The organism is Myxococcota bacterium (assembly GCA_039030075.1).
Taxonomy (GTDB): domain Bacteria; phylum Myxococcota_A; class UBA9160; order UBA9160; family SMWR01; genus JAHEJV01.
In genome coordinates this window covers 17,605-44,001 of sequence record JBCCEW010000039.1, presented here as the reverse complement: position 1 = coordinate 44,001, position 26,397 = coordinate 17,605, and the positions used below count along the sequence as shown (strand labels likewise).

Annotated in this window: 27 protein-coding genes; 19 read left to right on the top strand and 8 right to left on the bottom strand. The window is 67.9% G+C overall.

What is annotated here, in order from left to right; translation table 11 throughout:
• Nucleotides 1-1,432: 1,432 nt before the first annotated feature.
• The 3 genes from AAF430_25505 to AAF430_25495 all read right to left on the bottom strand — a co-directional run bounded on the left by AAF430_25505 (nucleotide 1,433) and on the right by AAF430_25495 (nucleotide 4,876).
• On the bottom strand, nucleotides 1,433-2,713 hold the full coding sequence (locus tag AAF430_25505) for a hypothetical protein (GenBank protein ID MEM7413615.1): 1,281 nt from the start codon (nucleotides 2,711-2,713) through the stop codon (nucleotides 1,433-1,435).
• Nucleotides 2,714-2,900: 187 nt separating this feature from the next.
• On the bottom strand, nucleotides 2,901-3,419 hold the full coding sequence (locus AAF430_25500) for a 2OG-Fe(II) oxygenase (protein MEM7413614.1): 519 nt from the start codon (nucleotides 3,417-3,419) through the stop codon (nucleotides 2,901-2,903).
• A gap of 170 nt (nucleotides 3,420-3,589) precedes the next feature.
• Nucleotides 3,590-4,876 (bottom strand): hypothetical protein, encoded by a 1,287-nt coding sequence (locus tag AAF430_25495; protein MEM7413613.1) that lies wholly within the window; start codon nucleotides 4,874-4,876, stop codon nucleotides 3,590-3,592.
• A gap of 106 nt (nucleotides 4,877-4,982) precedes the next feature.
• Between AAF430_25495 and AAF430_25490 the strand changes: the two genes are divergently transcribed.
• Nucleotides 4,983-5,474, top strand: a complete 492-nt coding sequence (locus AAF430_25490) for a hypothetical protein (protein MEM7413612.1) — start codon at nucleotides 4,983-4,985, stop codon at nucleotides 5,472-5,474.
• A gap of 3 nt (nucleotides 5,475-5,477) precedes the next feature.
• Nucleotides 5,478-5,951 carry a MarR family winged helix-turn-helix transcriptional regulator gene (locus AAF430_25485; GenBank protein ID MEM7413611.1) on the top strand — a complete coding sequence of 158 codons (474 nt, stop codon included), beginning with the start codon at nucleotides 5,478-5,480 and terminating at the stop codon, nucleotides 5,949-5,951.
• Nucleotides 5,952-5,984: 33 nt separating this feature from the next.
• Here AAF430_25485 and pyk read toward each other — a convergent pair whose 3' ends face one another.
• Nucleotides 5,985-7,418, bottom strand: coding sequence for a pyruvate kinase (gene pyk, locus AAF430_25480; protein MEM7413610.1), 1,434 nt, complete (start codon nucleotides 7,416-7,418; stop codon nucleotides 5,985-5,987).
• A 158-nt stretch (nucleotides 7,419-7,576) separates the two neighbouring features.
• Here pyk and AAF430_25475 point away from each other — a divergent pair, with 158 nt between their 5' ends.
• Nucleotides 7,577-8,527 carry a CvpA family protein gene (locus AAF430_25475; protein MEM7413609.1) on the top strand — a complete coding sequence of 317 codons (951 nt, stop codon included), beginning with the start codon at nucleotides 7,577-7,579 and terminating at the stop codon, nucleotides 8,525-8,527.
• Here AAF430_25475 and AAF430_25470 read toward each other — a convergent pair.
• Complete coding sequence (locus tag AAF430_25470; protein MEM7413608.1) at nucleotides 8,466-9,209, bottom strand: DUF502 domain-containing protein; 744 nt, start codon at nucleotides 9,207-9,209, stop codon at nucleotides 8,466-8,468. The two genes, AAF430_25475 and AAF430_25470, sit on opposite strands and share 62 nt — an antisense overlap.
• 187 nt (nucleotides 9,210-9,396) lie before the next feature.
• On the bottom strand, nucleotides 9,397-9,543 hold the full coding sequence (locus AAF430_25465; protein MEM7413607.1) for a hypothetical protein: 147 nt from the start codon (nucleotides 9,541-9,543) through the stop codon (nucleotides 9,397-9,399).
• A gap of 165 nt (nucleotides 9,544-9,708) precedes the next feature.
• Here AAF430_25465 and AAF430_25460 point away from each other — a divergent pair, with 165 nt between their 5' ends.
• The 3 genes from AAF430_25460 (at nucleotide 9,709) to AAF430_25450 (ending at nucleotide 12,607) form a co-directional block, all read left to right on the top strand.
• Nucleotides 9,709-10,560 (top strand): exosortase/archaeosortase family protein, encoded by an 852-nt coding sequence (locus tag AAF430_25460; protein ID MEM7413606.1) that lies wholly within the window; start codon nucleotides 9,709-9,711, stop codon nucleotides 10,558-10,560.
• A gap of 31 nt (nucleotides 10,561-10,591) precedes the next feature.
• Nucleotides 10,592-11,659, top strand: coding sequence for a tRNA epoxyqueuosine(34) reductase QueG (gene queG, locus AAF430_25455; GenBank protein MEM7413605.1), 1,068 nt, complete (start codon nucleotides 10,592-10,594; stop codon nucleotides 11,657-11,659).
• A gap of 111 nt (nucleotides 11,660-11,770) precedes the next feature.
• A complete protein-coding gene (locus tag AAF430_25450; GenBank protein MEM7413604.1) occupies nucleotides 11,771-12,607 on the top strand; it encodes a phytanoyl-CoA dioxygenase family protein in 837 nt (278 codons plus the stop codon).
• A 1-nt stretch (nucleotide 12,608) separates the two neighbouring features.
• Here AAF430_25450 and AAF430_25445 read toward each other — a convergent pair whose 3' ends face one another.
• Both AAF430_25445 and AAF430_25440 read right to left on the bottom strand, forming a co-directional pair.
• Complete coding sequence (locus AAF430_25445; protein ID MEM7413603.1) at nucleotides 12,609-13,157, bottom strand: class I SAM-dependent methyltransferase; 549 nt, start codon at nucleotides 13,155-13,157, stop codon at nucleotides 12,609-12,611.
• Complete coding sequence (locus AAF430_25440; GenBank protein ID MEM7413602.1) at nucleotides 13,154-13,951, bottom strand: glycerophosphodiester phosphodiesterase; 798 nt, start codon at nucleotides 13,949-13,951, stop codon at nucleotides 13,154-13,156. The genes AAF430_25445 and AAF430_25440 overlap by 4 nt, the downstream gene beginning before the upstream one ends.
• 52 nt (nucleotides 13,952-14,003) lie before the next feature.
• On the opposite strand from AAF430_25440, the gene dcd reads away from it, so the two are divergent.
• The 13 genes from dcd to trpB all read left to right on the top strand — a co-directional run bounded on the left by dcd (nucleotide 14,004) and on the right by trpB (nucleotide 26,384).
• Nucleotides 14,004-14,516, top strand: coding sequence for a dCTP deaminase (gene dcd, locus AAF430_25435; GenBank protein ID MEM7413601.1), 513 nt, complete (start codon nucleotides 14,004-14,006; stop codon nucleotides 14,514-14,516).
• Between the two features lie 5 nt (nucleotides 14,517-14,521).
• Complete coding sequence (dtd, locus tag AAF430_25430) at nucleotides 14,522-14,971, top strand: D-aminoacyl-tRNA deacylase (GenBank protein ID MEM7413600.1); 450 nt, start codon at nucleotides 14,522-14,524, stop codon at nucleotides 14,969-14,971.
• Between the two features lie 368 nt (nucleotides 14,972-15,339).
• On the top strand, nucleotides 15,340-15,732 hold the full coding sequence (locus tag AAF430_25425) for a hypothetical protein (protein MEM7413599.1): 393 nt from the start codon (nucleotides 15,340-15,342) through the stop codon (nucleotides 15,730-15,732).
• A 234-nt stretch (nucleotides 15,733-15,966) separates the two neighbouring features.
• Nucleotides 15,967-16,743, top strand: a complete 777-nt coding sequence (locus AAF430_25420) for a cytochrome c biogenesis protein CcdA (protein MEM7413598.1) — start codon at nucleotides 15,967-15,969, stop codon at nucleotides 16,741-16,743.
• Nucleotides 16,740-17,309, top strand: coding sequence for a TlpA disulfide reductase family protein (locus tag AAF430_25415; protein ID MEM7413597.1), 570 nt, complete (start codon nucleotides 16,740-16,742; stop codon nucleotides 17,307-17,309). Before AAF430_25420 ends, AAF430_25415 begins: the two co-directional genes overlap by 4 nt.
• Nucleotides 17,310-17,417: 108 nt before the next feature.
• Nucleotides 17,418-18,050, top strand: a complete 633-nt coding sequence (locus tag AAF430_25410) for a Crp/Fnr family transcriptional regulator (protein MEM7413596.1) — start codon at nucleotides 17,418-17,420, stop codon at nucleotides 18,048-18,050.
• A gap of 88 nt (nucleotides 18,051-18,138) precedes the next feature.
• Nucleotides 18,139-20,577, top strand: a complete 2,439-nt coding sequence (gene lptD / locus AAF430_25405) for an LPS assembly protein LptD (protein MEM7413595.1) — start codon at nucleotides 18,139-18,141, stop codon at nucleotides 20,575-20,577.
• A 154-nt stretch (nucleotides 20,578-20,731) separates the two neighbouring features.
• Nucleotides 20,732-22,135, top strand: coding sequence for an anthranilate synthase component I (gene trpE, locus AAF430_25400; protein MEM7413594.1), 1,404 nt, complete (start codon nucleotides 20,732-20,734; stop codon nucleotides 22,133-22,135).
• An 11-nt stretch (nucleotides 22,136-22,146) separates the two neighbouring features.
• Nucleotides 22,147-22,737, top strand: a complete 591-nt coding sequence (locus AAF430_25395; protein ID MEM7413593.1) for an aminodeoxychorismate/anthranilate synthase component II — start codon at nucleotides 22,147-22,149, stop codon at nucleotides 22,735-22,737.
• On the top strand, nucleotides 22,734-23,756 hold the full coding sequence (gene trpD, locus AAF430_25390) for an anthranilate phosphoribosyltransferase (protein ID MEM7413592.1): 1,023 nt from the start codon (nucleotides 22,734-22,736) through the stop codon (nucleotides 23,754-23,756). Before AAF430_25395 ends, trpD begins: the two co-directional genes overlap by 4 nt.
• Entirely contained in the window at nucleotides 23,753-24,535 is a 783-nt protein-coding gene (gene trpC / locus AAF430_25385; protein MEM7413591.1) for an indole-3-glycerol phosphate synthase TrpC, read from the top strand. Before trpD ends, trpC begins: the two co-directional genes overlap by 4 nt.
• Nucleotides 24,532-25,161 carry a phosphoribosylanthranilate isomerase gene (locus tag AAF430_25380; GenBank protein MEM7413590.1) on the top strand — a complete coding sequence of 210 codons (630 nt, stop codon included), beginning with the start codon at nucleotides 24,532-24,534 and terminating at the stop codon, nucleotides 25,159-25,161. Before trpC ends, AAF430_25380 begins: the two co-directional genes overlap by 4 nt.
• Nucleotides 25,158-26,384 (top strand): tryptophan synthase subunit beta, encoded by a 1,227-nt coding sequence (gene trpB, locus AAF430_25375; protein ID MEM7413589.1) that lies wholly within the window; start codon nucleotides 25,158-25,160, stop codon nucleotides 26,382-26,384. Before AAF430_25380 ends, trpB begins: the two co-directional genes overlap by 4 nt.
• The last annotated feature ends 13 nt before the right edge of the window (nucleotides 26,385-26,397 follow it).

The following is a 26,397-nucleotide window of genomic DNA, read 5'->3' as shown; positions in this document are numbered from 1 at the left end:
TGTACAATGCACATAACCGCAAATCATATATACCCCAAACCCATACACATAAACATAGTAATGCATTGCAAACACAAACACAAAACATGCATTAATTGACTGTTGAAATAAGAGGAAACCAAGTGTGAGAATTTTACGACTGAATATATTTTTAGCCGAGATTTTCAAATTGTGACTCAATGTCTTGAAGAATGTATTTAACTCAATGAGGATAAAATTCAATCAAAATATTCATCATTAACGCAGTTGAAATCTAACTTGTCAAGCTCACGGGAAAAAAATTTTCAACGAGGTAACTTCAACAACCTAATCCCGTAAATTGTTCCATTCATTTACTACGCAGTTGGAGAAAAAGTATAATCTTGCGTCCGTTCTAGTAATTTCTTTCACTAACTTATAGTTATGACCTCTGTTTCTCCTCCCCGAGTACTTGTTAAGCAGAGATTCCGAGCCAATACAATAGTTATGAAATATCTTATACACCATAGTTAGATCAAGTTTTAATCTTCTTACTAACAACGTTTCAGCATTAAGAATTTCAAGTCTTTTGAGATAAGACAATCCTGCCAGCCCTTCTAGTCGCTTAGTAAATCTTCTTTGCGGACCCTCTACTTTTAAAATGTCCTGTGTATGATGTGGATTCCAAACTGTGGAACCATATTCCATGCCTGGACGTATATACTGCTTAAATATGCTAAACATTGGGCTGGGGTCACGCGAAGCAAATGTTTTAAATACCCTGAAACTCAATGAATTCGCCTTTGCAATTTTTCAAGATAATGTGATTTGAAATTTAAATCAGTGTCAAACTTAATTCCTAAATCAGTAACCTTATTTACCAGTCTATTTGAATATCACCTACTGTATATTTCGAGTTACATGCGTTTTTGGTTGTAGAAAATTTCATCACTTGTGTTTTCTGGGGTGCAACGTCTAAACCTATATTAGCACAACTTTGCACAAAATCAATTACATTGGACTGAAGTAAGTTAGAAATGGTTCCTCTTGGTGTTGATACAAATTTTTTAGTCATCAGCAAACTTTAAACTACTATTATTAGGAAGCTCAACACTTCCAAAGCATATTAGGAAAAGTAACGGGCCTAATACACCACCATGTGGTACACCGCTTGTAACAACTACGTGGTGCCGGTGGCGGTATGCCCGGCGGCATGCCCGACATGGGGGGCATGGGCGGGATGATGTAGGAAGGCCTGCCTTCGGCTCCGCGTTCGCTTCGCGAACGCTGCGCGCCGAGCGGGCGGTGGCGGTCACACGGGGAAGCCCGAGGCCGCGCCGCCCGGGTCCGGCTTGCTCGGCTGGGATGCGGTGCTCGATCGCACCGGCCCAGCTCTCGGGCCGCGAGAAAGAGAGAGCCCCGGAGCGGATGCTCCGGGGCTCTTCTGCGTTCGCTTCACGAACGCCAGAGCTGTCTAGAGGCGGATCGCGGGTTCGTCGCTGGCGATCTGCGAAGGGGCCGTCGGGGGACCATCGTCGATGAAGTCGTCTCCGATCGAATAGACCGTCCTTGATCCCGCCGAGTAGCGGAGCGGTCTCCCGTCGAAGTGATCCTTCGGCGTCGCTGGCAGGTACCTGGGGACGAGATCCTCGAGCGAGTCGGGCAGTCTACCGGTCGCGTGTAGATGAGCGTTGAGCCCCGCGAGCGCTTGAACCAGCGAGATGCGAGTGTCCATCACGCAGCGTCGCACGAGGAAGCGCCCGTTCGTCGGCTCGATCAGTTCTAGGGTGGTCCAGCCCACGTAGTTGGGGCGCAAAAGGTCTCGGAAGGTCTCCCACTCGGTGGGCTCCTCGATCTTCGCTTCTGAAGCCGCCGTGTTCCTCCACTCGAGGCATGTCTGCTGGCTCCGACGCGACAGTCGTCGATACATGTCCGCGAAGCGCGCCAATGTGCGCTTGGGATGAAACAGATACTCCTGGGGAAGGTGGCGAATCACCCAGTCCGATGGAGGCGCGTGCGCGTCGAGCTCCCGCCACAGTTCCTTCGTCCGATCGTCGACCTCCACCTCGGGGGCTTCCGCGAGGAGGTTCGTCTTCGTCCACTGATACTCCGTCGCCCACGCGCGCACCCAGTCGCTGTCTCGACTCCGATACGCTTCGAGCTCGAGCGCGAACTGGCGTGATTCGGCTGGGCTGAGCTCGAGGTCGCTTCGAAGCAACTCCTCGATCGCGACGAGACTGATCGACTGGCTCGCCCAGGCGAAGGTCAGTGCCAGGATGTGGGTTCCCGTGGCCTCGCTGAGCTTCCGACTCATTCGCATGCCGAGCGTTGCATGCCGTAGTGCGGGCGCCGTCATTCCCTGCTGGCCGAAGGTCTGGGCGCGGGCGGCGGCGACCCGGACGAGGTGTTGGACGTGCAGGAACGGGTCGAACGCGTCCTTGGCTCGCGCTTCGAAGACCGGAATCTGGAATCGTTCGGTCGCCAATGCGGCATCCAGCAGATCGAAGGCACCGGCGTTCTTGCTGGCGAGCTGGTCGATCCAGTCTGGATCGGCCGCCCTTCGGGCCAGAATCGCCGCGAGTCGACCCTGAGCCACCTCGTCGAGGGGGGAGGCGCTCTGGGCCGTAGCTGTCTTCAAGAGTGTGAAGCCGTTCTCCGCCGGCGAGATAGGCGGGCGCGTCAACTCCAGGTCGGCGTCATCGAGGTGGTCCAGATCGCCGCTGTTGAGGGCGATCCAGCACGGAAGCGCCACCACGGGTAGTGCAATAGAGAACAGGAGCGCCAGAAGAGCCCTTCGAAACACGACCCTAGACAGATCGGCCGTACTGACACTCTGCAGGAGCCCGCGTCCTCTGCCCCGCGGGTCGCAAGGCCGCCGAAAGCGAGGTGAGTCCCACTAGGTCTTTCCCCGCGGCCGGTCTCCTTGCACCTAGTCAGAGCGGCTACCGGAACGGTTCGCCGAGGACTTCGCCGCCGACCGAGAAGCGAAGGCCATGAGTCACCTCGGTGACCCGGTGCATGATGTAGGAGGGGTAGATCATCAGCATGCCGCGTCGGGTGCTCGCCGTGTGCTCATCGTTGCCGAAGATCTCGAGTCGACCCCCTTCGTACTCGCTCGGTCGTGAGAGCTGGATCAGCGTGGAGAGCTTCCGCTTCGAGATGCGCCCGTCGCCCAGGTCCATGTGCCAATCGAAGAAGTCGCCGGGTTCGTAGCGGTAGAGCTCGCCCGATCGGCAGAGCTCCCCTTCGTAGCCCCAGTTGTCGCGATTGGCGCGGTCGACCGCATCGCGCAGCTTCTCGTAGATCGTCGGCGGGTACTCGATGATCGAGGTGCGCTTCGAGATGTACTCTTCGCTCTCGTGGTACTCGCCGCCGTGTCCCTGATCGAGACCCCACAGCGAGATCAGCTCATCGCACTCGCCGGAGGTCAGCAGCTGTTGCTGGTGGAACGTCTCCTTCATGATACCCCCGAATGGCTCCCGATCGTCGGCGGACCACACGCCCGCGCGAAGGAGCGCGTTGCATGGATCGCTGTCGTCGGGCTCGACTGGCCCAGGCCTCTTACCCCGTCGTCGAGTGGAAGGATGACATAGTCTGGCGTCGCCCCCGAGCCCTGCGCTGGAGAAGTCGGTCAAGCGCCGTGGCGATTCGGATCGTCCGCCGCCCACGCGACGAGTGTCTCGCTGAGGCGTTCGAGGTAGCCCTCGCGGCGCACGAGTTCGCGATAGCCGGGGACGGCGCCGACCCAGGCGCCCAGGCGGACGTTGGGTTCGTCAGTCAGGTAGGCGGTCGGGAGGCCGACGAGGGCGGGGCCGTCCATCCCGGCAGTGGTGACGCCGAGCTGACCGACCAGGCCGTGGGCGCGTTTCCAGTACTCGAAGAGCTGGAGCTGGGCGCGGCGCATGTCGGGCCCCTGGAACAGAGGGTGCTTCCAGAAGAGAGTGAGGTCGACACCCGCGGACAGCGCGGGATCATCGGGGAGGGCGTCGCCGACGAACACCGGTAGGAGCCCTGCCGCGCGGGATCGCTCGGTCAGCTCCCGAAGCTCGTCGGGCTTCGTGTTGCGCTGCGGGTGATAGGCGCCGCTGCGCACCCAGAGCAGGACCTTCTTGCCGGTGGAAGCGCCTGCCAGCGAGCGATCGGCCCAATCGGCGATCGGCTGCGGCGTCGACGCCTCACCGAGGAAAGCCGACCGGAGTGCGTCCTGGGCTGCGAGCGGATCGACCCGAAACGCGTGGGCGACGAGGTCGGGGAGCTGCTTGTTGGCGCGGGGGCGCGATCGGTAGGGCACGACCCGTTCCCAGAGACCGGCATCTCGAAGGAAGCGTTCGACCTGGGGTGTCTGCGCCTGATCGGGCTCCACCTGGATCGCGACGTTCGCCAGCACCGCCGCGGCTGCCAGGTACCAGCCCTCCCCGAACGAGAAACCGGGATCGGCGTGAAACGTGTAGGCGTGGTTGCGCGCATCGACGATCCGGCGCGCGGCCTGCGCCGCCTCGCGCGCGATGGACGCCGCTTCGAGAGAAGAGGGGTCTCCCAGCTCTCGCGCCGAGCGCGTGGCCTCGCGCGCCGACGCCTCCGCACCCGCCACGATCCCCTCGACGCGCCTCCAGCCGTCGTCGCACGCCGCTCGCGTGGGAGCACGCTGGGCGCTGCGCGACAGCTGTCCTGCGCCATGCCGCGCGTCCTTCGCGCGAGCGGCGTGGGCTCTCACCAGCGTGACGCGGGCGAGCGCGGTGGTCCCGGGGGTTCCGTCCGCCCCAGCGAGGGCCGCCTCCGCACACTCGATGGCCTGCGCGAGCTGCTGCCGATGGCGGTCGCGCACGCCGGGCAGGTGGAGGACAGGAGTCTTCTCCAGGGCTTCACCGAGAAGCGCTGCCGCTTCTCGCTCGAGGGTTCCTGCTTCGCTCGGGTGCATCGGCAGGAGATCATGAGGCAGGGACCTCGACGGTTCTAGCAGCGCGCGGCTTGTGCATTCCTAGGAATGTAATAAGATTCCTGGGAATACAAAGAAGGGGTCCCCCATGAGATGCTTCGCGGCTGATTCTCGTCTCCTCCGTCTTCGCCTCGGTCTCGCGCTCGGTCTCGTGGCATGCGCGATCGGCTGCGGCCCGATCGGCCCGTTTCCAGGCGGGCGCCTCGCCGGCGACGTGCAGCCCTTCCCGAGTGCCTGGACGAACTGGGCCAACATCGAGAACTACCAGCTCGAGACCAACCCCGAAGACCCGCACTCGATCAACATCTGGGGGGTCGTTGTCGAGAGCCAGTTCTACATCCCGACGTCGCTGATCCTCGGCACCGACGTGCCGGCCGAGCGCACCTGGGTGGAGAACGTCGGACGGGATCCGCGGGTCCGACTGCGTGCGGGCGATACGGTCTTCGAACTCCTGGCGGTTCGCGTCGAAGATCCGGCCGAACGCGAGGCCGCCCGCGATGCGCTCATCGCGAAGTACGAGATCGATCGCGATGCGCACTCGGAAGGGGCGTGGGTGTTTCGGCTGGATCCGCGGCGCTAGGCCATGCGGCCGAAGCGCCCGCAAGAGGAGCAGATCCTGGTCTGGTGCGGGGTGGTGGCGCAGCTGAACCGCACACGCGCCAATCGCATCCTTGCCGACGAGCCGTTGCCGTACCCCCTCTTCGTGCTGCTACGTCACTTTTGCCACGACCCCGATCGCGAGTGGACCGTCGGCCAGCTCACGCGCGCCTTCGAGACCGGCCAGCCGGGCATGACGAAGAAGGTGAAGAAGCTACTCGACCTGGGGCTGCTCGAGAGTCGCCCCGATCCTCGAGACGGCCGGGTTCGCTGGCTCCGGGTGAACCGAGCGGGGGTGAGGCTGCGTGATCGGATGAGCGGTCGGCTGGCCCCGGATCAGAAAACGATCTTCTCCGGCTGGAAGCGCAGCGACGTCGCCGAGCTGCATCGGTTGCTCGACCGCCTCCGCACCGAACTCGACGCCGACCGCGATCGCCCTGGAGCATCGGACATGGAGTGAGGCGCGGTTCGAAACGCGCGGGCCGAGACGGACCTAGTCCGCCGTCACCACCCGGATCATGTTGGTGCTGCCGCTCTCGCGGCTGGTGCCGGCGGTGACCACGCAGAGGCTGCCGCGTTCCACGATCCCGAGCTCTTTGGCGCGGCGCAGGGCGAAGGAGACCACCGCGTCGTTCCCGGACGCGTCGTCCGAGTCCACGCAGATGCCGGTCACGCCCCAGTTCATGGCGAAGGCGCGCACCACCTCGGGCCAGCTGCTCACACCGAGGATCGGGCAGCGCGGCCGGTACTTCGAGATCGAGCGGGCGGTCCGGCCACTCTCGGTGAGCGCAATGATCGCCGACGCCTTCAGGTGGTTGGCCATGGTGATCGCCGCCTGGCTCACCGCGTCGGTGACCTCGTGCGACGGCCCCGACAGGATGTGTTGGAGATGTCCGTACTCCCGCAGACCCGACTCGGCTTCGAAGGCGATCGAGGCCATCGTGCGCACGGCTTCGACGGGATACTTCCCGGCTGCGGTCTCGTTCGAGAGCATGACCGCCGAGGTGCCGTCGAGGATCGCGTTGGCGACGTCGCTCACCTCGGCGCGGCTGGGCAGCGGCGTCTCGGTCATCGAGTCGAGCATCTGGGTCGCGGTGATGACCGGCTTCCCGTTCATGACGGTGGTGCGGATGATCTTCTTCTGGACCATCGGCACTTCCTGGACCGAGAGCTCCACGCCGAGGTCGCCGCGTGCGACCATCGTGCCGTCGGCGGTGGCGACGATCTCCTCGAGGTTCTGCACGCCGATCGCGGCCTCGATCTTCGCGACGATCGGAATGCTCGCGCCGTGTTCGTCGAGGATCTGGCGGATCTCGCGCACGTCCTGCGCGCCGCGCACGAAGGACGCCGCGATGTAGTCGAGCTGGTTCTCGATCGCGAACACGATGTCGGCGCGGTTCTCGGCGTTCATCGCCGGCATCTGGAGCACGGTGTCGGGGACGTTGACGCCCTTGCGCTCCTTGAGCGTCCCGCCGCGAGTGACCCGGCACTGGATCTCGCTCGGCGTGACGTCCTCGACTTGCAGTTCGAGCTTGCCGTCGTCGATCAGGACCTTCGCCCCGACGCTCACCTCGTGGGGAAGCTCGGCGTAGGAGATCGAGGTGCCGCTGGCGTCGCCGTCGCGGTCGTCCGTGTGGAGCGTGAAGGTCTGGCCGGTCTCGAGCTCGACCGGGCCTTCCCGGAGGCGGCCCGTACGGACCTGCAGGCCTTTCGTGTCGAGCATGATCGCGACGTTCGCGCCGAGCTCGGTGGCGGCCTTCCGCACCCGCTCGACGTGCTCGCGATGGGTAGCATGGGTGCCATGCGAGAAGTTCAGGCGCGCGACGTTCATGCCGGCGTGGATCATGGCCTTGACGGTGTCGAGGCTCTCGCAGGCCGGTCCGATGGTGGCGATCAGCTTGGTCTTGCGGACGGGTCGCGTGCGCATGTCGGCTCCCAGCTCGAGCGGTGGGTTGGCTGTTCGGGGGGCCGCCGACTCAGTACCCCAGGATGTCGTCCCTCGCGAGTGGAGGGGGCGGCACTGCTTGGATCGGGGCCGATTCCGGCCGGCTTTAGCCCCCGAACCGTCCCTCCGATGCAGCGGCCATGTGGCTGAACGGGCTCGTCGCCGTGGTGATGGGGATCTTCGTGGCCCTCGGGGCCTGGCGGGGTGCCCTCGCCACGGGCCTGGGCCTCGCCACGCTCGTCGTCGCCTATCTCGCGGCCTTCACGCTGGCTCCAGGGCTCGCGCCCCTTCTGGGCGAGCGCCTCGATGTCCCCGCGCTCTGGGCGATGCCCGTGGCCGGCACGATCGTCTTCTTCGGCACCTACGTGGTTCTGGGGATCGCCTCCGCCATCCTGAAGAAGTTCCTGGGGGGCAAGAATGCGGCCCGGAGCGTGCGCGACCGCTTCGTGGGCGGCAGCTTCGGCGCCGTGCGCGGCGCGCTGGTGTCGGTGCTGCTCGTGATCCTGGCGAGCTGGGTGGATAGCCTGCGCCTGGCCGGCATCGAGCCGCCCCTGCCCGAGGTGGGCGATTCGGTGGTGGCCGAGATGACCGCCGAGGTCGTCGAGAGCGGTCTCACCCAGGCGCTCGGCGATGATCCGTCGGCGCGGGTGGCGGCGCGCTTCACCGCGCGACCGGCGATGGCGCTCGAGGAGCTGCAGAGCGTGGTCGAGTCGCCGGCGATCGCGTCGATCCAGAACGACACGATGTTCTGGACCTACATCGAGCACGGCAACGTCGACACCGCCCTCAACCGCGGCAGCTTCCAGAAGCTCTCCGGCGACGAGGCCCTACGTCAGCGCTTCGCGAACCTGGGCTTCGTGCCCGCCGAAGCGGCCGGCAACCGGCAGGTGTTCCACGATGCCGTCGCCGACGTGATGCACCAGGTGTCTCCGCGGCTCCGCGGGCTGAAGAACGATCCCGAGGTCCAGGCGCTACTTCAGGACCCGCAGGTCGTCGCGATGGTGCAGAACGGCGATACGGTCGGGCTGCTCAGCCACCCCGGCCTTCGCGCGCTGGTGACGCGGGTGACGTCGGCACCGTTGCCTCGATAGCCGGCTCCGATCCCGCGTCCGAAAGCGGGAGCGGGATCTGATTGGCGTTCTCGGGCGTCACCAGGCCTGCCGACATCACGAGCTTGAAGGCGTCCTCGACGGTCAGGTCCACGTCTCGCACCTGTGACTCGGGCACCAGCAGGTAGAACCCGGAGGTCGGGTTCGGTGTCGTCGGCAGGAAGCAGTTGATGACGCGCTCTTCGGTGATCTCCTGGACGGTGCCCCGCGCGTCGCCGGTGGTGAAGGCGATGGCGTAGATGCCGCGGCGCGGGTACTCGATCAGCACGACGCGGTTGAAGCGCGACTCGTTGCGCTGGAAGATCGCTTCGAAGAGCTGCTTCACCCCGGCATAGATGTTCCGCGCCACCGGGACGCGCGAGAGCAGGCGCTCCCAGGCGCGGATGAACTCACCGCCGAACAGGTGCCGGGCCACCACGCCCATCAACAGGATCACGACGAGCGTGAAGAGGGCGCCCACCAGCGGAATGCGCGGCGGATCCTCCAGGTTCGGGAAGACCCAGGAGAGCACGGTGGGGAGCAGCAAATTGTCGAGACGCTGGATGATCCAGGCGATTGCCCAGATCGTGATGGCGAGCGGCGCGAAGGCGAGGATGCCGGCGACGAAGTAGCGCCGCAGCGCTTCGCGCAGCGTCTTCCAGAATCCGGCCTGGCGTTCCGCCACCTGGGTCACCCCTTCCGGGCCGGCGTCCCGATGCGGTGTTCCGCGCGAGTGCCACCCGGGTGTCTCATCGACCGAACGGCGGCTCGGGTTTGGGGGGAGGGCCCCTCAGCCAGACCCACGTCGCTACCCGCCGCTCGGACCGGGGAGGGAGCCGGGCGGCACATCGGATGCGCGTCGCGGTACGCCGCTAGAAGAGCGGGTCGCCGTCGGGCGCGTAGGCCGAGATCTCGCAGGCCAGGCAGATCACGTCGAAGCGCGGCGGCTCGTAGCGCGCTTCGGCCGGTGCCGGTTCGGGCTGAGCGATCGAGTCGAGAGTCGGGTCGGAAGCTGCCATGGCCGGAAAATTAGCACTTCGCGGGGCGCCGGGGCGAGGGGGGTGAGGTGGGGTGGCCGGAACTCCCGTCGGGCCTGTTTCGCCCGCGCCTTTACCGCTCCCGCGGGCCGAGCGCGAGACCGATGTACCTTTCGGCGGCCCGAGCGCCTACCCACACAGGCACCCATGCAGCGCTTCACACTCGAGACGGTCCTCTGGATCGGGCTGGCGGTCATCTTCGCCCCGGCCGTCATGGGCCTGGCCGAACACTGGCAGGCCCACGACTACTACAACCACGGCTTCCTGGTGCCCTTGGTCGCCTTGGCCTCGGGGCAGCCGCTCTGGAAGAAGCTCGGGCCGAGTCAGCGCTATCTGCCGGCCCTGGCTGGGCTCGGGTTGTCGCTCGGGCTCTACGCCTTCGGCCTCTTGATCGGCCAGGTGAGCCTCCAGGGCCTCGCGCTCGTGGCGGCGGTGACTTGTCTCGTGATGTTCCGCGGCGGCCCGGGTGTCCTGCGCACCTTCGCCTTCCCGCTCGGCTTCCTGCTGTTCATGATCCCGCTGCCCACCAGCTGGGTGACGCCGCTGATCGTGAGTCTGCAGACGATCGCCAGTCAGGCTGCGGTGGCGGTGCTCCACGCCTTCGACGTGCCCGTGCTGCGCGACGGCAACGTCATCCGGCTGCCGGGTGGCGGCTCGCTCTTCGTGGCCGAGGCGTGCAGTGGGATCACGTCGCTGATCAGCTTGATCCCGATCGGGTTCCTGTTGGCGCGCTTCACCGACGAGGTGTTCTGGCGTCGCGCGGCGATCGTGCTCGCGGTGGTCCCGGCAGCGCTGCTCGGCAACGCGATCCGCGTGATCGTGACGGTCTACGCAGCCAATGCGGTGGGGATCGAGCGGGCCACCACCGGGACGCTCCACGACATGGCGGGGCTGCTCACTTCGGCCTTCGCCGTGGTGCTGGTGATCGCCTTCGGCAGCCTGCTGCGTCGGCTCACCGAAGACGGCGACCCGATCGCGCCACCGCCCGCCACCGCTTGACCCTCCCCACGGTCTGGCCCAGCGTGGCCCCGTGAGCGAAGCGCCCCGAGGCACTCCCGCCGACGCCGCCCGCGTCGAAGCTCTCGGGCTCTCGCTCGGGTTCGATCTGGTCGGCATCGCAGCCGCCGAGCCCACGGATCAGACCCGCTTCCTTCGCGAGTGGCTCGCGCGCGGCTACGCCGGCGAGATGCACTACATCGGGCGCCGGGTGGAGGAGCGCGAGGATCCGCGGCGACTGCTCGAACGGGCCCAGAGCGTCATCGCCGTGGGCTTCGTATACGACCCGGGCGAGCGTCCGTCGGCCGACGCCGCGCCGTTTCGCGTGGCGCGCTACGCGGGCGGCGACGACTACCACGACGTGCTCGTGGATCGCCTGCGGGCGTTCGAGGCCGGCTTGCCGACGCTCGCCGATCGGCCGGTGCGCACGCGCGGCTACGTCGACACGGGGCCGGTGCAGGAGCGGGCCCATGCGGCGGCGGCAGGGCTGGGTTGGGTCGGCAAGAACACCTGCCTGATCCATCCGCGCCTCGGTTCGTACCTCTTCCTGGGAGCGATCCTCACCGATTGGTGGCTGCCCGCCGGCGAGCCGGAGCCCGACCACTGCGGCAGCTGTCGGGCGTGTCTCGATGCGTGTCCCACCGACGCCTTTCCCGAGCCCTACGTCCTCGATGCCACGCGCTGCATCTCGTACACCACGATCGAATTGCGCGGTCCGATCCCCGAAACGATGCGCGCAGGGCAGGGCGACTGGGGCTTCGGCTGCGACCTCTGCCAGGAGGTGTGTCCGTGGAACCAGCGCGAGCGACGGCCGATTCCCCCGGACCCCCACGGACTGCGCGCGCGGATCGCACCGCGTCCCGACTGGCAGGCGCCCACCCTGGCCTGGGTGCTCGGACTCGACGAGGAGCGCTGGCGCGAGGCGACCCGCAAGACGGCGCTCCGCCGCACCCGCTATCAGGGGCTCGTGCGCAACGCGCTGGTCGCGGCCGGGAACACGCGTGATCCGGAGCTGCGACCGTGGATCGAGCGCCATCTGCAGAGCGACGATGCGGTTCTCGCCGAGCACGCGCGTTGGGCCCTGGGCCAGCTGTCGGGCTGAGTCGGTCGGGTCCGGTTTCGCGGACGGCCCCGTTCACGCGGCTCCTCGGGTATGGGAAGATGCGCGCGCCGGCGCTCGCTTCTCCGGGCGCGCGGCGAGGAGGAAGGCTCGATGGCCGAATCGGTTCCGCGCATCGCGTCTCGCGACGCGTCCCAGGTCGTGCCTGCGCTTCGGGAATCCGGTGCGGTGATCGTCGAGGGGTTCCTGGATGCGGACTGCCTGCAGCGCTTCAACCAGGAACTCGACCCGGTGATGGAAAGTCTCGATCCGGCTCGGGAATTCGTGAACCCGGGCGTCTCCTTCTTCTTCGGGGCGAAGACCCGCCATCTGACCGCGGTCGCCGCCCACTCCCAGGTCTTCGCCCACGAGATCCTGCCCGACGATCTCTTCGCGGAAGTCAGCGAGGAGATCCTCGGCGAGGGCGCCTGCTCGGTGATCCTGAACACCGCCCACGTGATGGATCGCGGACCGGGCGCCGAGCGACAGCTCTTGCACCGTGACGAGCAGGTCTGGCCCCATGTGCCCCAGCCGCACCCCGAGCTGCAGCTCGCCTCGGTGATCGCCCTCGAACGCTTCGACCGCGAGAACGGCGGCACCTGCGTGGTCCCCGGCAGCCACCGGTGGCCGCGCGACCGCCAGCCCACCGAAGACGAGATCGCCGTCGCCGAGATGGAGGCGGGCAGCGCGGTGCTCTACCTGGGCTCGACGATCCACGCGGGTGGCGCGAACACGTCGGCCGAACGGGGCCGGCGCGGGATGCACGTCTCCTTCTGCGCCGGGTGGTTGCGGACAGAAGAGAACCAGTACTTGAGCGTTCCGATCGAGGCGGTGAAGGCCATGCCCGAGCGCTCCCAGGCGCTGCTGGGCTACGTCGCTCACGACGCGATCGCGGTCGGAGGTGGCTACCTGGGCACGGTCGACCTGGTGGACCCGGTCTCGCGCTTCTAGCTCACGCGCCTCCCCGCTCGGGTTTCCGCGCCCACAGCTGGGCCACGGCCGCGGGTTTCGCCTCGTCCGTCACGCCTTCCCAGTGGTGGGCCATCTCCAACCCCGAGAAGAGTCGCGGGAGCTCGCCGGCCTCCAGCAAAAAGGCTTCGTTCTTGGGCCCATAGCCGAGTTTGGGTTGGTCCCGCGTGAAGGTTTCGTAGAGCAGCCAGCCGCCGGGCTGGAGCGCTTCGACCAGGGCTGGGCACAGGGGCCGATGCAGGTAGCGGCAGACGATCAGCGCCGCGCAGCTCCCGGCCCCCAGCGGCAGCGACGTCGGGTTCTCGAAGTCGGCCTGGGCGAGTTCGATCGGGAGGCCCTCCGCCTTCGCCGCGGCCGCGAGCTCCCCCAGATGGTCCCCGTTTCGGTCGAAGCCCACGATCCGGACACCATGCCTCGCGAGGGGCAGCGCGTTGCGACCACGCCCGCAGGCGAGGTCGACGACCGGGCCCCGGTTGGCCGCGGCGGCGAGCGCTTCGCGCGCGTCCCAGACGAAGGCCGACGGCTCGCTCACGCTCCCGCGCGCGCCGCCACGACCCGCGCCGGATGGTCGGAGACGATCCCGTCGACCCCGAGCGCGAGCAGCGCCGCGATCTCGTCGGGCTCGTTGATCGTCCAGACGTGGACCTGGACGCCGGCGGCATGGGCCGCATCGAGGAGTGCCGGGGTCACCAGCGGCTGACCCACGAAGTGGGTGGGAATCTGCAGGGCCATCGGTCCGTCCGGCGGCGGTGTTCCATCCCGCGCGGCCAGAGCGAAGCCCGCCACCTCTCCCGTGCAGGCGCCGAGGGCAACGCTGCTGCCGACGCTCTCCACGTGCTTCCGCAGTCGCGCCATCAGCGGATCTTCCGCGGCGGTCAGCAGGGTGAGCGCTTCGCGGTCGGCGTCGCGCACGACCTCGACCGTGGCTTCGATCAGGTCGGGCAGGTCTTCCTTCAGCTCGAGGTTGAACCGCATGCCGGGCAGCGCGGCGAGGGCTTCCGCGAGGGCCGGAACCTGCACACCCTGACCGCGGAAGGGATGCGTGCCATCGGGCGCGGTGAAGTGGTGGCCGGCGTCGAGGCGCTGCAGCTCGGCGAGCGAGAGGTCGCGCACCTGACCCGTCCCGTCGCTGACCCGTGACACATCGTCGTCGTGGAGCAGCACCGGCACGCCATCGCGGGTGACGTGGACGTCGGACTCGAGGATCTGGGCTCCGTCTTCACAGGCCTTCGCAAACGAGACCAGCGTGTTCTCGGGACGCTCGCCCGCACAGCCGCGGTGCCCGATCGCCAACGGACCCGGCAGGTCGAAGAACGGATGCGGCATGGCCGTACGGTATCATGCGCGCGCTCGACAGTTCCGGGGGTGGGAGCGCGACATGAGTGTGTTGACGCGCGATGCGATTCGCGCCGAGCTCGACAGTGGGCGTCTGGTGATCACGCCGTTCGAAGCGGATCAGCTCGGTGCGGCGTCGATCGACCTGATGCTCGGCGACGAGATCCGGGTGTTCGCGCATCCGGAACGGCCCATCGATCTGTTGGCGGACACGGACTATCGCGACCACACCGAGGTCCGGACTCTCGCCGAGCCCTACGTCCTCGAGCCCGGCTCCACGATTCACGGCATCACCCGAGAGCGCATCCGGCTGCCCGGGAACCTGTGCGGATTTCTCGAAGGGCGCAGCCGCTTCGCAAGGCTCGGGCTGATGATCCACGTCACCTCGGCGTTCGTGCAGCCCGGTGTCGACAACCGGCAGGTGCTCGAGATGAGCAACGTGGCGGGTCACCCGCTGCGCATCCACGCCGGCGTGCGCCTGTGCCAGCTGGTCTTGATGCACACGGATGGCGAGGCGCGCTACGAGGGGCGCTTCGCCCGGCAGGACCAGATCTAGCCCCCGTGCGCGCGGTCGTACAGCGGGTGTCTCGGGCCGCCGTCGTCGTGGAGGGGGACGAGGTGGCGCGCATGGGCGAGGGGCTCCTCGCCCTGGTGGGCGTCGCGGCAGGCGATGACGAGGGCGACGCACGAACTCTGGCGCGCAAGCTCGTGGGATTGCGGATCTTTCCCGACCCGGACGGCCGCATGAACCGGTCCCTGGCCGACACGGGCGGCACGCTCGGCGTGGTCTCCCAGTTCACCCTGCTCGGCGACGCGCGGCAGGGGCGCCGGCCGTCCTTCGGCGAAGCGGCCGCACCCGAACTGGCCGCCCCCCTGGTCGAGGCGGTCGCTCAGGCGGCGCGTGAGGCCGGGGTGGACGTCGTCACCGGGCGCTTCCGCGCGCACATGGAGGTCCACCTCACCAACGACGGGCCGGTGACGCTGCTCCTCGATACCCAGCGACGCTTCTGACGCGCACCCGGCGCTTCGGCGCCGGCAGAGACGCTTCTAACCCTGCGGAAAACGTCGATTCCCACTTGACTTGGGAAGGCGCGAAGTCATTCTCCCCAGCGGGGGGTACCAGCGTTTGATTTCGGCCGGACGGGGGTCGGAGACCGCGCTGGGACGACGTTGAAAGACGTGTGAGGGCCCGTGAGAGCCGTCACCGACGGGTCGCCTGCTGGGGGGCAGGTTTCGTCGGGAGCCGCGCGAGAGCATCGGAAGCGATTCCGGGCTGCTGCGCGGCGCGGATCGTTTCGGGCCCACCCGGGAACCGTCGGCGGGGGGTCGTCGGTTCCGCACAACACCAGACGATCGGGGACGATCGGGAGGTTGGACGAATGAATCGAACGCGAAGTTGGGCGCTGTCGGGCGCGCTGGCGTTGGCCGTGATCGCGGCACCGACGGCAGCCTGGTCGGAAGAGGACACGAGCCTGGGCAACGAGGCGGGCCTCGGTGCGCTCTCCGCACTCAGCACGCTGATCTACGGCCCGGCAAAGCTCACCTACGCCACGCTCGGCCTGGTCTTCGGCGGGATCGCCTGGGGCCTCGCGGGCGGCGATCAGGAAGTGCTCGATGCCGTCGTGACGGCGTCGGTGCGCGGTGACTACGTGGTCACGCCCTCGCACCTGCGCATGGAAGAAGGGCTCGAGTTCTACGGTCAGGATCCGCGCTACCGCGAGATCCAGCATGCGGCCGTCGACGAGTCGACCTTCTACGAGGAAGACTACTAGGCCGGTGACGGTCTCGGCGCTTCTCACCGGCTCCCGGGTCGGTGAGGCGCGCTGGAAGCGCTTCCCGGTCGATCGGGATACGCCTCCGAGAACGGGCGGCGGAGAGCTCTCGAGGCTCTTCGTCGCCCGTCTTCGTTTCGGCTTCGTCCTGGGGCCCGAAGCGCGAACAGGCCCGCCCGGTAGGGTCCCCGCGTGGTTGGCATTGGCTGGGGCCAGGTGCTTTCCTCATCGACTATGGCGGCGTCGGCAAGCCCGGACATCTTCCTGGCCTTCGCGGCGGGGCTCCTCTCGGTGCTCTCGCCTTGCGTCTTGCCCCTGATGCCTGCCTACCTGTCGCTCATCTCGGGCATTTCCGTCGACGAGATGCGCGCCGGCAGTGAGGACGCGGACCTGCGCAAGCGGGTCATGCGGGCGTGTTTCGGGTTCGTGACCGGCTTCTCGTTCGTGTTCGTGTTGATGGGCGTCGGCGCCGTCGCCGTCGGTCACGTGGTGCGCACGTGGCGCCTCGAACTCTTCGGGCTCGAGATCGGCGTGAGCCAGATCGCAGGCATCGTCGTGATCGTCTTCGGGCTCCACATGATGGGGCTGTCGCCGATCCAGGCCCTGTATCGAGACACGCGCATGAACTTCTCCGTGCGCAAGCGGAGCTTCTGGAGTTCCGCGGTGATCGGCTCGGGGTTCGCCCTCGGTTGGTCGCCGTGCATCGGTCCGATCCTCGCGACGATCCTCACCGTGGCGGGCGCACGCGAAACCGCGCTCCAGGGAGTGGGGCTCCTGCTGGTCTATTCGGCGGGTCTGGCGATTCCGTTTCTGCTGGCCGGCTGGAGCATCGAATGGTTCTTCCGCGCCTTCGCGAAGATCAAGGACCATTTCCACAAGCTGGAGTTGGCGTCGGGCTTCGTGCTCGTGGGCGTCGGCTTCCTGCTGGTGACGGATCAGTTCACGGCCCTCAATCGCTACTTCAGTTTCTTGAACGATTTCATCAACGCCGCGGAGAAGGCCATCCAATGACGAACCGAGCACACCGACGCGCACCTGCTGCCAGCGGGGCCCTGGCTCTGGCGGCGCTTTTCGGGGTTCTGGCCGGCTGCGCACCGGAGGCCGAGGCACCGTCTGCAGCGGATTCGGGTGCGCCCGACGCGGCGGCGCCGGCCGGCGACGCGCCGGACTTCACCCATCCCGATCTGAGGGGCGAGCCCTTCCGCCTCGCCGATCACCGCGGCCGAACGGTCGTGATCGACTTCTGGGCCACCTGGTGCGCGCCGTGCGTGTTCCAGCCGGCCGAGCTCAACCAGGTCTTCGAGAGTCACCGGGAGCGCGGTGACCTGGTCGTGGTCGGGGTCGAGATCGGCGGCGCCACACCGCAAGAAGTGCGCGAGTGGGGCTTGGAGAACGAGGCGGTCGCGGACTACCCGGTGTTGACCGGCGCCGACGAAGATCTCGCCCGCCGCTTCGGGGCCCTCGGGTTCCCGGCGATGGTCGTCGTCAGCCCCGAGGGCAACGTCGACTCGGTGACCGTGGGCCTGAAGACCGCCCAGGAGGTCGAGGAGTCGATCGCCCACCTGATCGGTTCCTAGCGACCTCGGGCCGCCCCGCGACGCGCGGGGCCTCAAGCCTGCCCGCGGGACCGACGACAAGCGTCCTTGGAGCGTCGCCTCGTGGCGTCGAACCGAGGAGGGCAGGTCGTGGCCGCGCAGAACGTGTCCGTGGGCGGACGCCGCTACTACCAGCGCACGCTGTCACCGGGCGAGACGGTCTTCGAGACCGGTGACCCCGGCGATCAGCTCTACGTGATCCAGTCGGGGGAAGTGGAGCTCATCCGCGAGACCGAAGCCCGCGAGCGCGTCGTGGCGCGCCTGGGGCCCGGCGACTTCTTCGGGGAGCTGGGCGTGGTGCTCGGCGAGCGCCGTAACGCGCGGGCCATCGCCGTGAACACGACCCGGGTGATCGCCCTCGATCGGGACACGCTCGAGGGCATGTGCCTGGAAGAGCCCGTGATCGCGATCCGCATGATTCGCGTGCTGGTTTCGCGGCTGATCGAGGCCGAGCGCCGGCTCGCGGCGCTCGGGGTCGACGACCTGATGCGCCCGGTGGTCCGGGCCCTGATGCGCCACGGGGAAGCCCACGGCGACCACGGCGTGCGCATCGATGCACGGCTGGCCCAGCTCGCCCAGTCGGCGGGCCTGTCGATGCTCGAAGCCCACCGCGCGCTGCATCAGCTCTTCGATCGCAAGCTGGCGCTGCTCGAGGACGACGTGCTGCTGGTGCCCGACACCGAGGCGCTGAACCAGTTCCTCGAGATGTCGGACGCGGCCTAGGGCGCTTTCTTTCGCCGTACGGCCCGAACCGGCCCGTGACGCGTTGCGGCGGCGGGGGAGGGGGGATTCGGGCTAGGCTGCCGCCCGCATGCCGCGGCAAGTGCGTGTCTGGATCGCGGGAGTCTGCGCCGTGGGTGTTTGGATCGCGGCCCTGGCGGCGGTCCCGGCGGGTGCCCAGCCGGTCGCAGACCTCCCGGAAGAGCTCCGCAACGAGCCCTTCGAGCTGACCGCCGACGCGCTCTCCTACGAGATGGAGCGCGAGCTCTACGTGGCGCGTGGCCGCGTGAAGATCGTGCAGCACGGGCGCACCCTGCGAGCGGATTGGGCGGCCTTCAACCGCACCACCGGCCTTGGCGTGGCGAGCGGAAACGTGTCGCTCGCCGATGGCGAAGACGTGGTCACCGCCGACTTCGTCGCCTTCGAACTCGATACGGTCGCGGGTACCCTCTACGGCGGCGCCTTGGAGGCCGAGAGCACCCCCTTCCGCGCCGGTGCCGCCGAGATCGAGAAGACCGGACCGGACACCTACCGGTTCCGCGAGGGCCGCTTCACCACCTGTCGTTGTCCCGATCCGGAGGAGCGGGTGCCCTGGGAGATCTCGGCGGAAGAGGCCGACCTCCAGATCGAGGGCTACGCCACGGCGAAGAACGCGAGCGTCGAGATCCTCGGCGTGCCCGTGGCCTGGATCCCGTGGTTGGCGTTCCCGGTGAAGACCGAGCGCCAGTCGGGCCTGCTCTTCCCGGAGTTCTCCTTCAGCAGCTTCAACGGCTTCTCGGCCGGACTGCCCTTCTTCTGGGCGATCGCCGACGAGGCAGGTCTCATCCTGACCCCGCGTTACTCGACCGAGCGGGGCGCCGGCGGGGCGGCCTTCTTCGACTACGCCTGGAGTCAGGAGTCGAGCGGCGAGGTGCTCGCCGCCTTCACCCGCGACCAGGACATCGACGCCAAGACGGCGGCGCAGCCCTTCGGCCGCAACCGCTGGAGCCTGTCGGGCGAGCACGACTGGAAGCTGCCCGGCGACCTTCGCTTCGAGACCGACTTCGGCTTCGCGTCGGACAACCAGGTGCCCTTCGATTTCGACGAGTTGAACAGCCGCCGCTCGGACCGCTACCTGCGTTCCGAAGCGCGGCTCGGTCGGGGGTTCGGGGAACTCGACGCGCTCGGGGTCTCGGTCGGCGCCCAGTTCGTCGACGACCTGCAGAGCCCCGACGACCTGGATCGCGATCGCTTCGTGTTGCAGCGCTGGCCCACCGCTCGCGTCGACCTCTTGCCGGTGGCGCTGCCCGGTGCGCCCTTCCTGGTGCCTTCCGTCGACGTCGACTACGCGTGGTTCGAGGCCCGCGAGCGGGCCGAGGGCGAGCTGCCGAGCGCCGTGCTCGGACCGGGCGGGCTCTTCCTCGACACCGGTATCGACGCGCTGCCCAACGGGATCGCTGGCCTCACCGGCGCACGCGAGCCGGGTGGCCTGCCCGACAATCACACCGACGACTTCGCGACCACGGGTGGCTCGGAGGGCGATGGTCGCTTCCAGGAAGGCGAACCTCTCACCGACCGGGGGCACCGCGTGATCGTGCACCCGCGCATCGCCGCGCCCCTCGACTGGCGCGGGATCCAGGTCGTGCCCGAGGTGGGCTGGCGGCAGAGCCTCTACGACAGTCGGCTGCGCGGCTTCCAGGAGCGCGGCTACGCGACCGCTCGCGTCGACGCGACCACCCGTCTCAGTCGCGACTTCGGTGGCTGGCGCCACGTGCTCGAGCCCCGCGCCGGCTACGCGCTGGTGGCGAGCAGCTCCCAGCGCCGCGATCCCCTGTTCCGACCCGCGACCGCCGTGCCCCTCGATCGGGTGCGCGGCCTCGACCTCGACGCCGTGGTCCGCGACGACGCCGACCGGGTGCGGCGCGCCCAGCGCGCGACGCTCGGGTTCGACAACCGCTTCTACAGGAACGACAGCGACGGCTCGTCCCTGCTCGCCGACGTCACGCTGCAGGGGCTCTTCGACATCGAGGAGGAAGTCTTCGATGCCCTGATCCTCGAGGGCCGCGCGTTCCCGCTGCAGGGGCTCGACCTGCGCTTCCACGGCGACCTCGATCCCGACGAAGGGCGCGTGGACGAGGCCCTGGCTTCGGCCACCTGGAGCCATCCGGTGGGGGTCTCGCTGCAGGGCGAGTACCGCTGGGCGCGCGACATCCCCGAGGTGTTCGAGGCGTTTGGCGCCGGGGACCGTTTCGACGAGCGTTCCCGGATCGACCACATCCAGCAGCTCGAGGCCGGAGTCTCGCTGGACCTCACGGCGCGCTGGAACCTCCGGTACCAGATGGCGTACTCGATCGAGGGCGACCTGGTGCTGACCAACCGGGGCGTCCTCGAATACCTGTCCCGCTGCGAGTGCTGGGCGGCGGGCATCGTGGTCTCCGAGGACCGCACCCGCGGGGTCGACGTGAAGTTCGTCTACCGCCTGGTGGGCTTCGGTGACACCCCGGTGCGTCGCAGCGAAGGCTTGCTTGACGGCTTTGGGGGCCTTTGGTAACCGTTCGAAAGAACGCGGGTTTTGCGCTCTCCTCCCCCAGGCCCTCGCGGCCCCTCCCAGAGGCCCCTCCGTGCTTCGCCCCTCCAGAGAATCCTTCGAGGAACTCGCGAAGAGGGGGAATTGGGTTCCGGTCGTGCGCGAGATTCTCGCCGACATGGACACCCCGCTGTCCCTGTTCCGTCGCCTGGATGACGGCCGCACGAGCTTCCTCTTCGAGTCGGTCGAAGGCGGTGAGAAGTGGGGACGCTTCAGCTTCATCGGCACCGGCGCGCGCGCCATCTTCCGCGCGCGCGGGCACGACGTGGAGTGGGAAACCGACGACGGCATCGAGCGCGTGACGGCGCCCGGCGACCCGCTCGAAGTGCTGCGCGAGAAGCTCGCGGCGATGGAGCCCGCTCACATCGAGGGCACGCCGCTGCCGCGCTTCCTCGGCGGTGCGGTCGGCATGGTGGGCTACGACTGGGTCCGGCACGTCGAGTCCGTGCCAGACGAGAACCCCGACGAAGTCGAGATGCCCGACCTCTGGTTCGTGCTGCCCGAGACCGTCGTCGTGGTCGACAACGTCCGCAAGACGGCATCCCTCGTGCGCTGGGTGGCCGTCGGCCCGGACACCGACCGCGACGCCGCCTACCGGGAGGTGACCGCGGCGCTCGACGCCGTCGTCGACACGCTGCGGGAACCGCTGCCGGCCCAGCCGCGGACCGGGCCCGTGCGCGCGCCCATGGACGTGCACCGCAGCATGGAGCGCGAGGAGTACCACGACGCCGTCAAGCGGGCGAAGGAGTACATCGAGGCGGGCGATATCTTCCAGGTCGTCCTGTCCCAGCAGTTCCGGATCCCGCTCCAGGTCGACCCCTTCACGATCTACCGCCACCTACGCGTGATCAACCCGAGTCCCTATCTCTTCTTCGTACGCTGTGAAGGTCCCGTACTGATCGGCTCGTCGCCCGAGATCCTGGTGCGGCTCGAGGACGGACGCATCGACGTGCGCCCGATCGCGGGCACGCGGCCGCGGGGACGCACGCCGGAAGAGGACCTCGCTCTCGAAGAAGAGCTGCTGGCCGATCCGAAGGAGCTCGCCGAGCACGTGATGCTGGTCGACCTCGGCCGCAACGACGTCGGGCGCGTTGCTGAGACCGGCAGCGTCCACGTGAACCAGTACGCCATCATCGAGCGCTACTCCCACGTGATGCACATCGTGTCGAACGTCCAGGCGAAGCTGCGCGAGGGGCTCGATTGGCTGGACCTGCTCCGCGCCACCTTCCCAGCGGGCACGCTCTCGGGCGCGCCGAAGGTCCGCGCGATGGAGATCATCGACGAGCTCGAGACGCTGCGGCGCGGGCCCTACGGCGGCTGCGTTGGCTACATCGACTACTCGGGAAACATGGATACGGCGATCGCGATCCGCACGCTGCTCGTGAAGGACGGCGAGATCTACCTGCGCGCCGGCGCGGGCGTCGTGGCCGACTCGGATCCGGAAGCCGAGTGGCAGGAGACCATCAACAAGGGGCGCGCGCTGGTCGAGGCGATCGACATGGCGCGCGAGGGGGTCGACTGAGCGAGCGCGTCATGCACATCGCGATGATCGATAACTACGACTCCTTTACCTACAACCTCGTGCAGTACCTCTCGGAGCTCGGGGCCGAGGTTCGGGTCGTCCGCAACGATGCGGTCAGCGTCGACACCCTGCTCGAGGAAGGGCCGGCCGGCGTGGTGATCTCGCCGGGGCCCGGGGAGCCCGGGGGCGCGGGGATTTCGCTCGACACGGTGCACGCCTGCGCGAAGGCGTCGCTGCCGCTGCTCGGCGTGTGTCTCGGGCACCAGTCGATCGGCGAGGCCTTCGGCGGTCGGGTCCGCCGGGCGCGCTCGATCATGCACGGCAAGGTCTCGGAGATCTCCCACGATGGCAGTGGGGTGTTCGAAGGCCTGCCGTCGCCTCTCGAGGCAACGCGCTACCACTCGTTGGTGGTCGACGAGGCGAGCCTCCCCGACGCGCTGGTGATCACCGCGCGGACGGCCGACCAGGAGATCATGGGGCTGCGTCATCAGACGCTCCCCATCGAGGGGGTCCAGTTCCACCCCGAGTCGATCCTGACGAAGAGTGGGAAGCGCCTGCTGCGCAACTTCCTGGATCGCTGCGGCGTGGAGGCGGCGTCGTGAGCGTGCGCGCCGCGATCGAGACGGCGGTGGCCGGCCAGGAGCTGGCGTCGGAGGTGCTCGAAGCCGCGTTCGCCGAGATCACGGCGGGCGAGGCGACGCCGGTGAGCGTGGCCGCGCTGCTGGTCGCCCTGCGCACCAAGGGCGAGACGGTCGGCGAGATCGTGGGGGCCGCGCGTGCACTGCGCGCCGCGGCCGTCACCGCGCCGTGTCTCGACCCACGGACCGTCGACACCTGCGGCACCGGCGGGGATGGCGCCGACACCTTCAACATCTCGACGACCGCGGCCTTCGTGGTCGCGGCAGCCGGCGTTCCGGTCGCGAAGCACGGCAACCGCGCGGCCTCGAGCCGCTCGGGCAGCATCGACGTGCTCGAGGCGCTGGGCGTCGGCATCGAACTCGACGTCGAGCAGGCTGCCGCCGTCCTCGAGAAGGTCGGCTTGGCGCCTTTCTTCGCGCGTCGGGCGCACCCGGCGATGCGCCACGTCGCGCCGGTGCGCGCCGAGCTCGGGATCCGCACCCTGATGAACTGCATGGGGCCGCTGCTGAATCCGCTGGGCGTGAAGCACCAGCTGATCGGCGTCTATGACGCGGCGCTCGTGCCGAAGCTCGCCGAGGCCCTCGGGGCGCTCGGATCCGAGCGCGCGCTCGTCGTCCACGGCGCGGACGGTCTCGACGAAGTGACCCTCACCGACAAGACCCACGCGGCACTGCTCGAGAACGGCCAGGTGCGCCGCTTCGAGATCGACCCGACCGAACTCGGGCTCTCTCTCGTCTCGGCCGACGCGCTGCGGGGCGGCGACGCCCAGGAGAACGCGGGGATCACCCGGGCCGTGCTGGCCGGGGAGCAGGGACCCACCCGCGACATCGTCCAGCTGAACGCGGCGGCTGCGCTGTGGGTGGCGGGGGTGGCGTCGGACCTGGCCGCAGGCTTCGCGAGCGCGGGGTCCGCGATCGATTCGGGAGCCGCCGCCGCCAAGCTCGATGCGCTCGTCGCGGCGACCGCGGAGGGCCGGGCGTGATCCTCGATGAGATCCTGGCCACGAAGCGGGTCGAGCTGGACGCGGCGCTGGCGCGCGAGTCGCGCGATGCGTTGGCGGCCCGCGCCGAGGCGATGGACGAGCCGACGCGCCCGTTCCGGGAAGCCCTCGCGGCTGGGCCCACACCTCGCGTGATCGCGGAGGTGAAGCGCCGCTCGCCGAGCAAGGGCGAGATCCGCCCCGACTTCGATCCGGCCGCCTGCGCTCGCGCCTATGCCGAGGGTGGCGCCGCCGCGATCTCGGTCCTGACCGACGAGCCGTACTTCGGCGGACACCTCGACTACCTGGCCCAGGTACGCGCCGAGGCACCGTGCCCGCTGCTGCGCAAGGACTTCACGATCGACGCCTACCAGATCGACGAGGCGCGCGTCGCCGGTGCGGACGCGGTGCTCCTGATCGTCGCGGCTCTGACACCCGCGGAGCTGGTGGCGTTGCAGAAGCGGGCCCATGCGCTGGGGCTCGCCGCGCTCGTCGAAGTGCACGATGAGGCCGAGCTCGACGTGGCGCTCGAGGCGGGCGCGACGATCGTGGGCATCAACAACCGCGATCTGCGGACCTTCGTGACCGACCTCGCCGTGACCGAGCGGCTGGCTCCGAAGGTGCCGTCGGACGTCGTGCTGGTGGCCGAGAGTGGGATCGCCAGCGTCGCTGACCGGGATCGGCTCGCGGCGGCCGGTGCCCATGCGTTTCTCGTGGGAGAATCACTGATGCGTCAAGACGACGTGGCGGAAGCGCTGCGTCGGCTTCGGAGGACCCCGTGAACGTTCGAATCAAGATCTGCGGCGTGGTGCACCCGGACGATGCCGAAGCGGCGGTGGCGGCCGGTGCGGACCTGATCGGTCTGAACTTCGTGCCTCAATCGCCGCGCTGCCTCGACCTCAACACGGCGGCGGCGATCGCCGACCGGGTCGATGGCCGCGCGGAGCTGGTGGGCGTCTTCCAGAACGCGCCGGTCGAAGAGATCGATCGGGTACTGCGGCGGGTCGACCTGGACCGCCTGCAGTTTCACGGCGAAGAGACGGAAGAAGAAGTGGAGGGCGTCGACCTGCCGGTGATCAAGGCGATCCGCGGCGCCGATGTCGAGGCGGCCGACGAGTTCCCGGGCACCATGCTCCTGCTCGACCACCCGACCCAAGGCGGAGGCCAGGGGAAGGCCTGGAACTGGGCCGACGCTTCGGCGCTGCTCGAGAGCGGTCACGACGTCATCCTGGCCGGTGGCCTCGACGCGGATAACGTGGGAGGGGCCTTGGGGGATCTCGGGGACCTGCTGCCCTGGGGCGTCGACGTGGCGTCCGGGGTCGAAGGCGCCGAGCACCGCAAGGATCCCGACAAGCTGGCCCGCTTCGTGAAGGCGGTGCGAACTGCGGAGGCCCCCGAGGCAGAATGAGCGGCAAGGACCCGGGTTTCGACAGTCAGGCGGATGCGCGCGGGCGCTTCGGAGACTACGGCGGGCGTTTCGTTCCCGAGACGCTGATCGCCGCACTCGACGAACTCACCGAGGCCTACCCCCGGATCACGGCGACCGAGGCCTTCACGTCCGAGCTCGATTCCCTGCTGTCCAGCTATGCGGGACGGCCGACGCCGATCAGCTTCGCCGAGCGCATGACCGCGGACCTCGGTGGCGCGCGCATCTACCTGAAGCGTGAGGATCTCGCCCACACGGGAGCGCACAAGATCAACAACGTGCTCGGCCAGTGCCTGCTCGCCCGCTACATGGGCAAGTCGCGCGTGATCGCCGAGACCGGGGCCGGCCAGCACGGGGTGGCGACGGCCACCGCGGCCGCGCTGCTGGGTCAGGAATGCGTCGTCTACATGGGCGCGGAAGACGTCGAGCGCCAGGCACTCAACGTCTTCCGCATGGAGCTGCTGGGCGCCGAGGTGCGGCCGGTGACGAGCGGTTCCCAGACCCTCAAGGACGCCACGAACGAAGCCCTGCGCGACTGGGTGACGAACGTACGCGACACCTACTACTGCATCGGTTCGGTGATGGGACCGCACCCGTACCCGACGATCGTGCGCGACTTCCAGCGCGTGATCGGCATCGAGGCGCGCGCGCAGATGGTCGAGATCACCGGGCGCCTGCCCGACGTCATCCTGGCCTGCATCGGTGGGGGGTCGAACGCGATGGGCATCTTCCATCCGTTCCTGGCAGACACCGACGTGCGGTTGATCGGCGTCGAGGCGGCGGGGGAGGGCCTCTCTTCCGGGCGACACGGCGCGGCGCTCCAGGCCGGTCAGCCGGGGGTCCTGCACGGGATGAAGAGCCTGCTGCTGTTCGACGACGACGGGCAGGTATTTCCCGCCCATTCGATCTCGGCGGGTCTCGACTACCCGGGCGTCGGCCCGGAGCACGCTCACCTCCGCGACAGCGGTCGCGCCGAGTACGTGACCGCGACCGACGAGGAGGCGCTCGACTCCTTCCTTTACCTGTCGCGTACGGAAGGGTTGATCCCGGCGCTCGAGTCGTCCCACGCGGTCGCCTACGCGCGCAAGCTCGCCCCGCAGCTCGGCCCCGAGCAGCAGATCCTCATCAACCTGTCCGGTCGTGGCGACAAGGACGCGCCCCAGGTGCGCGATCTGCTGCGGCAGCGCGACGCGAGCGTGTCGTGATGCGGGGCGTGCG